Source organism: uncultured Dokdonia sp. (genome assembly GCF_937910895.1).
Taxonomy (GTDB): Bacteria; Bacteroidota; Bacteroidia; order Flavobacteriales; family Flavobacteriaceae; genus Dokdonia.
Genome location: NZ_CALEMI010000052.1, coordinates 1 through 13,406 on the forward strand (window position 1 = coordinate 1; position 13,406 = coordinate 13,406).

General features: G+C 37.1%; 14 protein-coding genes. 5 read left to right on the forward strand and 9 right to left on the reverse strand.

All coding sequences use genetic code 11. The features are described from left to right. The 4 genes from Q0505_RS06475 to radC form a co-directional block, all read right to left on the reverse strand. A partial coding sequence (locus tag Q0505_RS06475; RefSeq protein WP_299210368.1) for a hypothetical protein occupies positions 1–291 on the reverse strand: 291 nt, incomplete at its 3' end. 54 nt (positions 292–345) lie between these two features. Next, entirely contained in the window at positions 346–1,032 is a 687-nt protein-coding gene (locus Q0505_RS06480) for a YjjG family noncanonical pyrimidine nucleotidase (protein ID WP_299210370.1), read from the reverse strand. Continuing rightward, positions 1,025–2,311, reverse strand: a complete 1,287-nt coding sequence (locus tag Q0505_RS06485) for a polysaccharide deacetylase family protein (RefSeq protein WP_299210372.1) — start codon at positions 2,309–2,311, stop codon at positions 1,025–1,027. The genes Q0505_RS06480 and Q0505_RS06485 overlap by 8 nt, the downstream gene beginning before the upstream one ends. A gap of 22 nt (positions 2,312–2,333) precedes the next feature. Continuing rightward, positions 2,334–3,032 carry a DNA repair protein RadC gene (gene radC, locus Q0505_RS06490; RefSeq protein WP_299210374.1) on the reverse strand — a complete coding sequence of 233 codons (699 nt, stop codon included), beginning with the start codon at positions 3,030–3,032 and terminating at the stop codon, positions 2,334–2,336. A gap of 139 nt (positions 3,033–3,171) precedes the next feature. On the opposite strand from radC, the gene Q0505_RS06495 reads away from it, so the two are divergent. Beyond that, positions 3,172–3,615, forward strand: a complete 444-nt coding sequence (locus Q0505_RS06495) for a DUF1569 domain-containing protein (protein WP_299210376.1) — start codon at positions 3,172–3,174, stop codon at positions 3,613–3,615. Between the two features lie 105 nt (positions 3,616–3,720). Here Q0505_RS06495 and Q0505_RS06500 read toward each other — a convergent pair whose 3' ends face one another. The 5 genes from Q0505_RS06500 to Q0505_RS06520 all read right to left on the reverse strand — a co-directional run bounded on the left by Q0505_RS06500 (position 3,721) and on the right by Q0505_RS06520 (position 9,314). Beyond that, on the reverse strand, positions 3,721–4,371 hold the full coding sequence (locus tag Q0505_RS06500; protein ID WP_299210378.1) for a hypothetical protein: 651 nt from the start codon (positions 4,369–4,371) through the stop codon (positions 3,721–3,723). Positions 4,372–4,381: 10 nt separating this feature from the next. Continuing rightward, on the reverse strand, positions 4,382–5,734 hold the full coding sequence (locus Q0505_RS06505) for a Mur ligase family protein (protein ID WP_299210380.1): 1,353 nt from the start codon (positions 5,732–5,734) through the stop codon (positions 4,382–4,384). Positions 5,735–5,863: 129 nt separating this feature from the next. Continuing rightward, positions 5,864–7,375, reverse strand: a complete 1,512-nt coding sequence (locus tag Q0505_RS06510; RefSeq protein ID WP_299210382.1) for a serine hydrolase — start codon at positions 7,373–7,375, stop codon at positions 5,864–5,866. Positions 7,376–7,454: 79 nt separating this feature from the next. Continuing rightward, complete coding sequence (locus Q0505_RS06515; protein WP_299210611.1) at positions 7,455–8,087, reverse strand: 7-carboxy-7-deazaguanine synthase QueE; 633 nt, start codon at positions 8,085–8,087, stop codon at positions 7,455–7,457. Positions 8,088–8,153: 66 nt separating this feature from the next. Then, positions 8,154–9,314, reverse strand: a complete 1,161-nt coding sequence (locus Q0505_RS06520) for an MFS transporter (protein ID WP_299210384.1) — start codon at positions 9,312–9,314, stop codon at positions 8,154–8,156. Positions 9,315–9,441: 127 nt separating this feature from the next. Here Q0505_RS06520 and kynU point away from each other — a divergent pair, with 127 nt between their 5' ends. From kynU to Q0505_RS06540, 4 genes are all read left to right on the forward strand, one after another. Further along, on the forward strand, positions 9,442–10,719 hold the full coding sequence (gene kynU, locus Q0505_RS06525; RefSeq protein ID WP_299210386.1) for a kynureninase: 1,278 nt from the start codon (positions 9,442–9,444) through the stop codon (positions 10,717–10,719). 52 nt (positions 10,720–10,771) lie between these two features. After that, complete coding sequence (locus Q0505_RS06530; RefSeq protein WP_299210388.1) at positions 10,772–11,395, forward strand: FMN-binding negative transcriptional regulator; 624 nt, start codon at positions 10,772–10,774, stop codon at positions 11,393–11,395. Positions 11,396–11,434: 39 nt separating this feature from the next. Next, on the forward strand, positions 11,435–12,832 hold the full coding sequence (locus Q0505_RS06535; protein ID WP_299210390.1) for an NAD(P)/FAD-dependent oxidoreductase: 1,398 nt from the start codon (positions 11,435–11,437) through the stop codon (positions 12,830–12,832). A 142-nt stretch (positions 12,833–12,974) separates the two neighbouring features. Continuing rightward, positions 12,975–13,391, forward strand: coding sequence for a RidA family protein (locus Q0505_RS06540; RefSeq protein ID WP_299210392.1), 417 nt, complete (start codon positions 12,975–12,977; stop codon positions 13,389–13,391). Positions 13,392–13,406: the final 15 nt, after the last annotated feature.

Here is a 13,406-nt window from a genome sequence, read left to right on the forward strand (position 1 = left end):
GCTATTATCTACCTGAAAGTCTAACGTAACTTCTCTTAAGTTTTCTCGTATAAAATCATCATTAAGAAATTCTAATCGAGTGGTATCGCGTACTGTGATTGTTGCTTCTTGTGTATCTACACTTTCAAAATCTGACGTGTCTAGTGTAAAGAAAATAAGAGATGCATCTACTGTTTGATTGAATACAACATCTTGTGTCTGATCAAAATCTACATCACTTACACAAGAAACACATCCTAAGAATGAGATCATGAACACGACCACAGATATACATCGCTGTACATATTTCATAGTTTGGGGGAATTTACTAATTTAACTAAAAACGCATATTTGATAAGTATATTGCTATAAATACTTACATATCTCTAACAAATCACGTACTACAACTTGCGTATGGGGCATTTTTAAATTGTGATAGTTATAACAAATTGTTTTCATATTCATACGCTCTGCTCCCAAGATATCTGCCTCATAAGTATCCCCTATCATCATACTTTTTTCTGGCGTGGTTTGCGCTACATTTAGTGCGATTTCAAAAATACGTGGGTTTGGCTTTTTTGCACCTGCTGCTTCACTAGTCGTTACAGTATCAAAATAAGTATCAATATTTGAGCTTTTCAATTTTTTCATTTGGACTTCTTCAAAGCCATTTGTGATAATATGAAGTTTATAGTCTTTTTTTAAATAGTCCAAAAGTTCTATCGTACCATCAAACAAGTGGTTGTGATCAGGTAGATGCAGTATATAATCTTCAGAAAGTTTATCAATAGTATCATCTGTCACTTTCATGTTGAGTGTATCAAATGTCTTTTTGAATCTACCATAGCGCAACTGAGATTTGGTCACTCTTTCTTCTCTATACCATTTCCAATATTGGAAATTAATAGGAGAATATACTTCTAAAAATCCTTGTAAATCTAACGAAATCTTATTCTTCTCAAATATAGTGGCAAATGCCAATCCTGAATTACGATCAAAATCCCACAAGGTATGATCAAGATCAAAAAAAACGTCTGTTATCTCTTTACTCATTGGTAGTTAATAAGGTTCTAAATATTTTTTTACTGTAGACATTGGTGAAATCTGAATTTGAAAAAGCAATCAAAAATAATCCATGTACTTTTTTTACAGCCTCTTTAATTCTTTCTAAGCGTACGCTATCTATGGTTTGCTTATGAGCATCAATAATAGCATTTATGTGGATACAGAATGGATATATCATCAACGGAGTTTGTATTTCATAATCCAGATCGTAAAATAAAAATGGAGTGCAAGTACTCGCTCTAAAACCAGGAATATCAGGATATCCCATCGTGTAATCTTCTACGATTTCCTGATCCAAAAGATCCCTATAACTATTGGGCAATATGATTTTACAATCAGTGATTCTAGTTTGCTTTAAAGGCCTGTTTGTGATATGTTCTATCCGTTTTTTTTCTTCTTTCAAAACGTCTATAGATTGTGATGCGTTTTTAGAGACAAGCAACCCCACATTTGAATAGTCTCCTACCATTTTTATTAAGGATTGAAAACTACGTTTACTGTATTTTATATTTTTACTATCGGCGGTATAATCGCCTAGTTCAAAAAATAGCTTAAACTGAGATAAGGATTGTTTTTGAACATTGACTAACCAACTAAATATATCAAAAGGATCTTTACGTAATCCTAACAGTACTTGTGTGCGTATGAAATTTCGCTTTAAGCGAAAATTAATAAAATCATTGGCATACCCACCCACAGTTCGTAAAAATCCTACTTTTCTGTAAGCAAACGCCTGAGGTACGTCAATAATAACTTGCGTTAAAAATTGAGATTCTTTTAACGTATACTCGGGAAAAGACATCGTTACAATCTCTTTAAAACGCTGTATCCAAATATCGACAACGGGGCGATCTAAAAAATTATTCTTATAGGCTATACTCTCACTTGCAGGAAAACGCCCTAATGCATCTTTTACGTGTGGTAAGTATTCTTCATACCGACTTAACATATAAAAAGTAGCACCAAATATATCATAGGGAATTGTTGCATTCGGAACTTTTGAAGCAAAAAAACAAGGTATGCCTTTCCAATCTTGCAATTGAATATCTACATCCATAACACCTTGTTCAAAAAGAAGATCGACGGCACTAACATGCAATTCGTTCCCTAATTGTTTGTATGTATACGATAATTTAGGGCCGTCATGCGCTACAAAATCTTCTACTTTACTCGTAAAAGACACCTTTATCCCTAATACTCGTGTACATATATGCTTAAAAGTATAGATAACTCTAGGCGTAATTTTATGGGTATAAACAAGTAGCATTGAAATTGAGAGTAAAAAAGGGTTAAATCAAGCCATCATCGGCAAAGCTAAAATACGCCTTTTCGGTTACAATAATATGGTCTAATACTTTCACATCTAAGCTAGACGAAGCCACTTTTAGCTTTTGAGTCAACTGTATATCGGACTTACTAGGTTTCAGGGTTCCCGAAGGATGATTATGTGCTAAAATAATCCCAACTGCATTAAGCTCTAATGCGGTTTTGAGCACCAATCGCACATCGACTAGTGTTCCTGTAATCCCTCCTTTGCTTAATTGTTGTTTTTCTAAAATCTTATTAGAGTTATTAAGATATACGACCCAAAACTCTTCGTGAGGCAGATCTCCAATAATGGGTTGTAATATTTCAAATACTGTGGAGGAGGATGTTATACGCTTTCGCGAAAGCGAATCACCTCCATTTCTCCGTCTTCCAAGTTCGAGTGCTGCTGCAATCGAAACCGCTTTTGCTTCCCCAATTCCCTTGAATTTCATGAGGTCATTAATGGAACGCTTTCCTAATTCTGAAAGATTGTTTGACGAAGCGGCTAGAATGCGTTTGCTTAAGCCTACAGCGCTGTCTTCTCGATTACCTGATCCAATAAGGATGGCTATGAGTTCTGCATCTGAAAGGGCTAATCGACCTTTATTTACTAATTTTTCACGAGGCCTGTCATCCTCCGACCAGTTCTTGATCGAGAATGAAACTTGTTTTTCTGACATAATTAAACTTATTTTTCTGACCTTACTAAAGTAAAAAAAGTAATTATAAGATTCATAACTTTTACAGTAAGAATTATTTATAGTAAATTTAATGGGTTACTTTTAGCTATAAATCACGTTTCTAAATTAACATTATCCGATGAAATCACTATTTGACCAAGAAGCATATACCGAGATACGCACACGTCTTGATGCCCTTTCAGAAAACAGCGAACGCCAATGGGGTAAGATGACCGCTGGACAAATGTTACATCATTGTCAGGCGCCTTTAAAAATTATCCTAGAAAAAGAAGATTACGGCTTTAAACCGAATTGGCTGATCAATCTATTATTTAAAAAATCGATGTATGATGATAAGCTTTGGAGAAAAGGACTTCCAACGGCAAAGGCTTTAAAAGAGACAGTTCCTAGAGTATTTATAGAAGAAAAAAAGGCGCTGGAAGCTTTGCTAGATGAATTTGACAGCAAACGAGATCGTGAAGAGTGGCCTATACATCCATCTTTTGGGAAATTTACAAAAGAGCAATATGGTAAGATGCAATACAAGCATTTGGATCACCACTTGAGACAGTTTGGGGTGTGAATAAAGTAGACATCAGAAAAACGAAATCTTGAAAAATTTCATTGTAGAGACTATTGAAATCTCTTTTTTACATTTAAAAATGTAAAAAAATATACTAAGATTTCACTACTCTATGACAAACGTCTTATTTCTATTAAGAACGTTTATTAAAATACAATAAGACACTACAGAACCATCTAAACGCTCTGTTAAGGATTCACGAATCAATCCTTTTGGAAATTGATCTCCCCAAGGTAATAAAGAATAATAATCACCGAATCCCACACCAATCATTAAACGATCTACACTTTTATCTACAACTAGGATATGACTCTTTGTAAGATATTGATTACTGCCTTTTGACTTGTTATATGAATATGTATAGACGCTTAACAAAGAATCATGCGGTGTTACCACAAGATCATAATCACCTATAGATACAGGATTTCTATAGGTATTTCCTTTAAATGTCTTCTTTTTAATACGTAAATCGTTTGCGTTAAGAAGAGTCTCTTTACTTACGGTTAGTTCTGCAATTTTATCTTTTTGATCATCTCTAAAAATGAGACTATACATACTATCCTTTCTTTGTGTAGCAATGGCCACATAGGAATTATCTTTTGAATTGACAAAATAGAAGCGTTGTTCATTCTTTTTTTGAACTAACTCTTGAGGGTTTGTCACTTCGTATTCTAAGATTTGATCAAAGACATAGCTGTTTTGACAACAAGCTATCGTATAACTAAAAAATAAAACAAAGCATAAAAAGTATCTCATACGTATTGTATCAAATAATCCGCTTCACTTCCTCAAAATCCAATCCGCCATAATTACCACTACTCATGAGTAGTAAGGCAGTATTCTCAAAAGTTTGACCGAATAAAAACTCTCTAAATTGAGTTGGATCGGTATAAATAATAAGGTCGTCTCTTTGAAAAGCCATGGCGATTTGTTGTTCTGTTACTTTTTCTAATTTTTTAATCTCCACCGCATGCGGAGAGTAAAATACTACTGCAACATCTGCCGCATCTAGGGCTCCTTGGTATTCTGATAAAAACTCAGCATTGAGACTGCTGTAGGTGTGTAATTCTAAACATGCTACTAGTGTACGATCTGGATATTGTTCTTTGACGGCATTAGTGGTGGCACTTACTTTGGAAGGGCTATGTGCAAAATCTTTATAAGCAACATTGCTAGTGCTTTCTGCTATTTTCTCTAAACGCTTGGAGGCACCTTTGAAGGTGGCGATCGCTTCATAAAAATCTTCTTCGACCACGCCCATGTGTTGGCAAATCCATTTCGCGCCAGCTAAATTATTTAAATTGTGTTTTCCAAACACTTCTATAGGCATTAATCCTTCTGGAGTATCTAATAAGGTCCCCCCTTCTTCAACTTCATAATGAGGCGTTTCATAGGGATACTTCTTGATATGCGCCGTCGCATTTTCGACGACGTTTACGACTTCTGCATCTTCTGTATTATACACCATCGCACCACCATTCGTCATACTATTGACAAAGATTTGAAACTGCTCCACGTAATTTTCAAACGTTGGAAATACGTTAATATGATCCCAAGCAATCCCGCTTAGCAATGCAATATTCGGTTTATATAAATGAAATTTAGGACGCCTATCTATCGGACTACTCAAATACTCATCACCTTCCAATACAATAAAGTCATTCTCTTCGGTAAGATGCACCATGGTCTCAAATCCTTCTAATTGTGCGCCCACCATATAATCCACCTCTTTTTCCAAATAATGCATCACATGCAAAATCATAGACGTAATCGTGGTCTTTCCATGAGATCCACCTATGACCACTCGGGTTTTATTTTTAGATTGCTCGTATAAGTATTCTGGATATGAATAGACGGTAAGCCCTAATTCTTGTGCTTTATGCAACTCTGGATTATCTTCTTTGGCATGCATTCCTAAAATAACAGCATCTAAGTTGGTTGTTATTTTTTCTGGAAACCATCCAAAAGTTTCTGGCAATAATCCATACTTCTCGAGACGAGATTTAGACGGATCAAAAATCGTGTCATCACTTCCTGTGACTTGGTATCCCTTATGATGTAATGCTAAGGCTAAGTTATGCATGGCTGCACCGCCTATAGCTATAAAATGTACGTTCATATATCGTTTATAATCAGATTTAAAAATAAGATTAATTATGGAAAAGATGCCTTTTATATTCTGTTTCCGCTCCTGCCTACCAGTGAGGCAAGTTTACGAAAGCGTAATTAAGAATCTTCCTTATCTGTATTACTGCTTGTAAAAATCATAGGTAGTTTGCTCTACTTGCGGATCAAGTTTGAGTGTAAACATTTTTACATCCCCATCTACAACTTCAAAAGGGAAAATTGATTGCCCGTAAAGAACATTGCTAAAGGTTGCCAGAAAGTTATTGTCTTTTGTATGCTTCAACGTCACTTTGAGATCCTTGTGGTGTTCGAAATCTATATGTAAATCCCCTTTTTCTTTTTTAATTTTAATCCAACCGTATACATCATTTACATACGTTCCTTCAAATTTAGAAAGGGCTACTGCTGGTTTATTTTTTTCCTCAACTTCTTTTAACCAGGCTTCTTTTTGTTTCTTTTTTTCGTTTTGATTTTTCTCAAAAAAATCATAATATAAATTACTAACTCCTCTATGTGGGTTTTTAAAATATGCATTTAAAATATCATATTTAAGTCCTTCATAAAGGTAATTACTATCTGTATTTGTTAAAATAACGATTCCTAAATTCTGTTCTGGAACCATTGTAACTGAGGTTAAATACCCATGAATACCACCTGTGTGCATAATAAGTTTATGCTCACCATACGCTTCAATATCCCACCCTAAACCATATAAACTAAAAGGATATTTAGCAGTACCCACAATAGATCTTGGTGTTCTCGTGGCTGTAATTGCTTTTACAGGAATGACTTGTTTCCCTTCGTACTTCCCATCTGCTAATAATGCGGTTACCCATTTACTCATATCTGCAATGGAAGAAGAGATACTTCCAGCAGGAGCCGTTGCATCTATATCTCCATAGTCAATGACCACAGGCTCTCCATCTATAATCGTATGTGCGAGCGTTCTATTATTTGACTTCACAATATCCTGAGATAACGCTAGTGAGTTTTGCATCTCTAAAGGCGTAAAAATCTTTTCTTGTAATTGTTCTGCCCAAGTTTTCCCTGTCGCCGATTGTATAATTTCTCCAGCAATTGTATATCCCGTATTAAAATATCCCCACGTCTCTCTATATTGATGTGTAGGTGTTATTAATGCAAACTTTCTTATAATTTGTTCAGATGTAAGCTCATTATCAAAGTTCAAAAAATCTCCTTGAAATGTTTCAAATCCAACTCTATGAGATAATACATCTACAATATCAACTTTCTGAGTGAGCCATGGATCGTGTAATTTAAAATAAGGCAACCATTTTACAACAGGATCTTTAAGCGAAAATGCATCTTCTTGCTCCAAAGTTGCCATAAGTGTTGCTGTAAATGCCTTGCTATTACTCCCTATCATAAACAGCGTATTCTCATCTATAGGCGTATTAGACTCATAATCTGTAACTCCATTTGTATACGTTTTGACAATTTTGCCATCTTTTATAATCGCAACAGCAAGCGCTGGTATTTTCCATTGCTTTTGTTCTGATTGCAAGTAGGTATCTAAACTATCTTTTATAAAAGAAGGTAGCGACTCCTGCGCACCGAGAGTTATGCTTATAAAAGCTATAAAAAAACTTAAAACAATTGATTTTGTATTCATAGGACATATAGTGTTTAGGTAAAATACTACATTGAAAAATAATTCCTACTCTTTTACGAGTATGGGTATAAAACGAATATTAAGGAATATTCAAATACTTATGCGTCTGTAAAGAGATTTTCCATTTTGGGTTTGCCATCACATAATCTACGATAAGTGGCACCATTTTATCACGCACAGACCATTCTGGTTGGAGATATAAAATACAGTCTTTAGACACTTTTGTAGCCTGCTCTTCGGCAAAAGAAAAGTCACTTTTGTTATACACAATCACTTTAAGTTCGTGAGCTTTTTGAGACACTTCTTCTTTAGGCAACATTCGTTTTTTAGGAGAAAGACAAATCCAATCCCACTCGCCAGAAAGATCATACGCTCCAGACGTTTCTATATGGACTTGCAAGCCTCTTTCTTTGAGCAAAGACGTTAAGGGCTTCATATCCCACATCAGAGGTTCTCCACCAGTGACGACAATCGTATCGCTATATTTGGCGGCATTATCGGCTATCGTAACAGCTTCAGTAGGTGGATGAATCGCCGCATCCCAACTTTCTTTTACATCACACCAATGGCAACCCACATCACATCCGCCTATTCGTATAAAATATGCGGCGGTTCCTTTGTGATATCCTTCTCCCTGAATGGTATAAAACTCTTCCATTAACGGAAGTAATTCTCCTAAATCTACTCGTGATTGTATAGCCTCTTTTGTCATTGCATGCAAAGATAGGAAGTATTGAATAGTATGTAGCGTATAAAAGGGGCTTTTTGAAAAATGGAGTTATCGTCTTTTTAAAAATAGTAGAATTGCCGCTACAAGTGCAATACCACTCGCAATTCCCAGTGCTAAATAGCTTGCCCATAAAGAAAATGCATTTGCCAAAGATCCCATAATAGCAGGTCCCGCCATAAACCCTGTAAAGCCCATCCCTGCGACGATAGAAATCCCTTGAGAAGAGGTCACTCCTTTTGCTTTTCCCGCCACTCGAAATAATTCTGGAATAATCACAGAAAACCCAATCCCGACAAGACCAAATCCAACTAAACTGAGACCTTGTGATCGGGATAAAATAGCCATATACCCCACAATCGCGATAAGCAATCCATAAATAATAATACGATAAGAACCAATACGAGAACTCACCTCATCCCCAAAAAACCTCCCTATAGTCATGGCAGCACTAAAAATAACAAACCCAAAACCAGCTAGCCATTCCAGAGTTACTCCAACTACATCTTCAAGATATAGTTTACTCCATTGCTCTAATGATCCTTCACTACCCATAACAATAAAAGAGATAATTGTTAAAGCAAAAAGGGGCTTTAATAGTTTTAGCGAAAATCCTGCATTCTCCTTCTCAATTGACTTGTTTGCAATTGCTATAAATTTTTTAGACAATAAAATATTAGTCAGTATAATGACGAGTGCCACAATAGCGATATGAATAAAAGGAACTGTTACAGCCCCAATAACCAGACTCCCTATTCCTGCACCTAAAACACCTCCTAAACTAAAAAAAGCATGAGCAGCACTCATAAAATTAACTTCATCTCCCTTTTCTAATTCAGACACAAGGGCATTCATTGCTATATCGGTAAAAGCACTACTCATACCCGCTATAAATAGGCTTATACACAATAATACCAATGATGGAGCTATGATAGGAAATAAAAAAAGTAACGCAAAAATGACTATACCATACAATGTAGCCTTCCCCACTCCTATAGCATCGATAATTTTTGAAGAAAAAGTAACTGCAAAAAGCCCCCCAATAGCATAGCAAAATAAAGCAATCCCAATATCTCCATCATCTATAGCCAATTTTTCTTTCACTCTTGGAATATAAAGTACCCATGTTCCCACCATAATATTGATGGATGCAAACACCCATACTGGAGCAAAATACCGCTTTCGCGAAAGGATTAAAAACAGAGAATTCATAGCGTCAAAACTACTAAATCAGAAAGTATAAAAGTCAAAAAATATTCATCTAGTTACGAAAACGTTTACGTAAATTTCTTTTCACATCGCCGTATAATGCGTATTTTTATGGGCATAAGATTTTCTAATGACCACATCCAAAACTACGTATCAAAATACACACGCTTTCGCGAAAGCGCAAGACACCCAAGACCCACTTGCTCATTATAGAGATCGTTTTTATCTCCCTGTAGATACAGATGACAATCCGCTTATATATATGTGCGGAAACAGTCTCGGTTGTCAGCCTAAATCGGTAGCCACGTATATTGAGCAAGAACTCAATGATTGGGCAAACCTGGGCGTAGAAGGGCATTTTGAAGCTGAACATCCTTGGATGCCGTATCACGAGTTTCTTGCTAATCAAATGGCAGACATCGTAGGTGCCTTACCCAGTGAGGTCGTTGTGATGAATACACTCACCACCAACCTACACCTTATGATGGTCTCTTTTTACAGACCCACTCCTACACGTCATAAAATTATTATAGAAAGTGACGCCTTTCCATCAGATCGATATGCGGTGGAGAGTCAGATCAAACATCACGGACACGATCCTGCCAAAAGCCTGATTCTATGGAAACCAAGAGAAGGAGAAGATTTATGTCGTTATGAAGATTTAGAAGCATTGGTCAAAGAACACGGAGAAAGTATCGCGCTCTTTTTAATAGGAAATACTAATTATTATTCTGGACAATGCTACCCTATTGACAAAATCACACAATTAGGACATGCTAATGGTAGTAAAGTCGGTTTTGACCTCGCACACGGTGTGGGCAATATTATGCCAGATTTACATAAAAACGGACCTGATTTTGCCGTTTGGTGTTCGTACAAATACCTCAACAGTGGACCAGGAAGTTTGGGTGGTTGTTTTGTACACGAGCGTCATCACCACGACAAAGAACTCAATCGTTTTGCAGGTTGGTGGGGACATAATAAAGATACGCGTTTTAATATGCGACACGGCTTTGACCCCATCCCATCCGCCGAAGGATGGCAATTATCCAATCCTCCTATTTTATCAATGGCGGCGGTGAGAGCTTCTTTAGACATTTTCGCGGAAGCGGGCATGAAAAACATACGTGCAAAATCAATACAGCTTACAGGCTATTTGGAATACTTACTAGATGATTTAGACAACGATCGCATTTCGGTCATTACACCTAGAGATCCTGAGCAACGGGGTTGCCAACTATCGATTCAAGTTCAACATGCCGATCGTAGTTTGCACGATCAATTAACAAAAGCTGGTGTGATTTCAGATTGGCGAGAACCCGATGTGATTCGTTTGGCGCCTGCGCCTTTGTACACAAGTTATGAAGATGTGTATGAACTTGTACTGCGATTAAAACAAATTTTATAAAGTAAGATAGTATTCTCTCCCTTTGGGAGAGATGTCTGCAAGACAGAGAGGGATGTACATACCAGAAATCTATAAAAACGAAAACCCAGAACAAATCAGAGCGTTTATAAAAGCGAATAGTTTTGGCATCTTTATTACCAACAAAGATGGGGTTTCACTTGCTACACATATTCCTTTAGAATATGCACAAAAAGAAAGTGGTACTGAGATTTTACACGCACACATTTCAAAAGCAAATGAGCAATGTGCACATATTATAGACGGCGGTGAAGTCTTATGTATTTTTAATGGTCCACATAGTTATGTCTCTAGCAGTTGGTATGACTTTGAAGAAGTCCCCACCTGGAACTATATTGCCGTGCACGTTCGCGGAAAATTAACGATATTAGATCAAGAAGGACTATGGAGTTCTGTAAAGACCTTAATGCAAACCTACGAGGATAAGCAAGAAAACCCTGTGCGTATGGAAAATCTTTCCGAAGAAACATTGCGGCAAATGAATGGCATCATTGGTTTTGAAGTCGCTATTTCTTCTATAGAAGCAGCGTATAAACTATCTCAAAACAGGGATGATAAAAACCATACGGCAGTTGTACACCAATTAAAGAATACGGGATGTCCACAAGAAATTGCGATTGCAGAAGAGATGGAGAAATTGAGGGGAAATAAAAAATAATTTATAAGATTCCCGCTTTCGCGGGAATGAAAAGAAAAGATGAAAAAACAAGAACACATATTAATTATAGGCGCAGGACTTTGTGGTTCGCTATTAGCACTCCGCATGGTACAAAGAGGCTATAAAGTGACGGTGGTAGAAAAACGTCCTGATCCTAGAAAGGTACATCAAGATGCTGGGCGGTCTATCAACCTTGCTTTTTCAGATCGAGGAATGACCGGGATTAAACTGGTTGGGCTTGAAAAAGAAGTTCGTAAACTATGCATCCCGATGAATGGGCGTATGATCCACGATCCGAAAGGAAATACATTTTTTAGTCCGTATAGTGGGCGTACTGATGAATATATCAATTCGATATCGCGTAGTGATTTGAATGAAATGTTGCTCAATGCCGCTGATCAATTTGATGATCTTACCATTCATTATAATCTAGCGTGTCAAGAAGTGGATTTAGAAAATGCGACGGCTACGTTTGAAGAATATACGACAAAAGAGATGCATACCTTTTCTGGAGATGTGATTCTGGGTGCCGATGGTGCTGGATCTTCCGTACGTAAGAGTATGTACTTAAGTAGGAAGTTTTTATTTAGTTTTTCTCAAGAATACTTAGGACACGGATATAAAGAACTGTCAATTCCACCAGCAGAAGGTGGTGGCTATCGTACAGAGAAAAATGCCCTTCATATCTGGCCGCGAGGACGTGATATGATTATTGCATTACCAAACTTGGATGGGAGCTTTACCGTGACTTTATTTTTGGACTATGACGATGCGCCAGATAGCTTTGCATCGCTGAACTCCCCAAAAGCGATTGAAGAATATTTCACACGACAATTCCCCGATGCGGTGGCAATGATGCCAAATTTGATTCAAGAGTTTCAAGATAATCCAACAGGTCCGTTAGGAACGATTAAGTGTAGTCCGTGGCATTCTTTTGGAAAGACCTGTATTCTGGGCGATGCCGCGCATGCGATTGTTCCGTTTTATGGACAAGGGATGAATGCGAGTTTTGAAGATGTAGTCGTTTTTGATGCTGTTCTTGACAAATATCATGGCAACTGGGAAACCGTTTTTAAAGAATACGAAAAAGCCCGCAAAAAAGATACCGATGCGATTGCTGATCTTGCCGTCGATAACTTCCATGAGATGAAAGAACATACGGCAAACCCAATATTTCAAGAGAAACGAAAATTAGAAACGGCTTTTGAAAAAGAGTTTCCTAACGACTATTATTCTAAGTATAGTTTGGTCACTTTCAACGAGGCGATAGGCTATAGAGAAGCGATGTTACGTGGGAGAGCACAAGACAAAGCCATCCTCAGCTTACTAGATGAAGGTGCGCTTCCTGAGGATTTTTCGCTTAAAGCGAAATTAGAAAAAGTAAAACAAGAAACGAATGACATTTTGCACGATGATGCAATTGTAGAAAATTTATAGATGGGGTATCGACTAAAGCCTGTCTTGAGCGAAGTCGAAAGGCTCGAACTGACAACATCGATAAATCTAAATAAAATTCAAATGTCATCTCGAGCGCAGTCGAGAGCTAATTGAATAAAAAGTTGATTAAAATACAAAAACCATGAGCAGTAATTTAGTAGAAGGAAAAGCGAGTCCGCGAGGAGCCTATCCGCACGTGAAACGTGCAGGCGATTTTTTATTTGTGTCTGGTACCAGCAGCCGACTTCCTGACAATACGTTTGCAGGTGTCAACAAAATAGATGAAATGGGTACCATGCATCTGGATATTAAAGAGCAAACCCGTGCCGTATTAGAAAACATCAAAGATTATCTCGCGACAGAAAACGCAACCATGGCAGATGTGGTAGATGTGACTTCGTTTTTGGTGAACATGAATGATTTTGCAGGCTACAATCAGGTGTATGGAGAATATTTCAAAAAGGAAACAGGTCCTGCCCGTACAACGGTTGCCGTACATCAATTACCGCATCCGCATCTAGTGGTTGAAATTAAGGTGATGGCATATAAGCCTTTATAAAAACTACTTAATTTA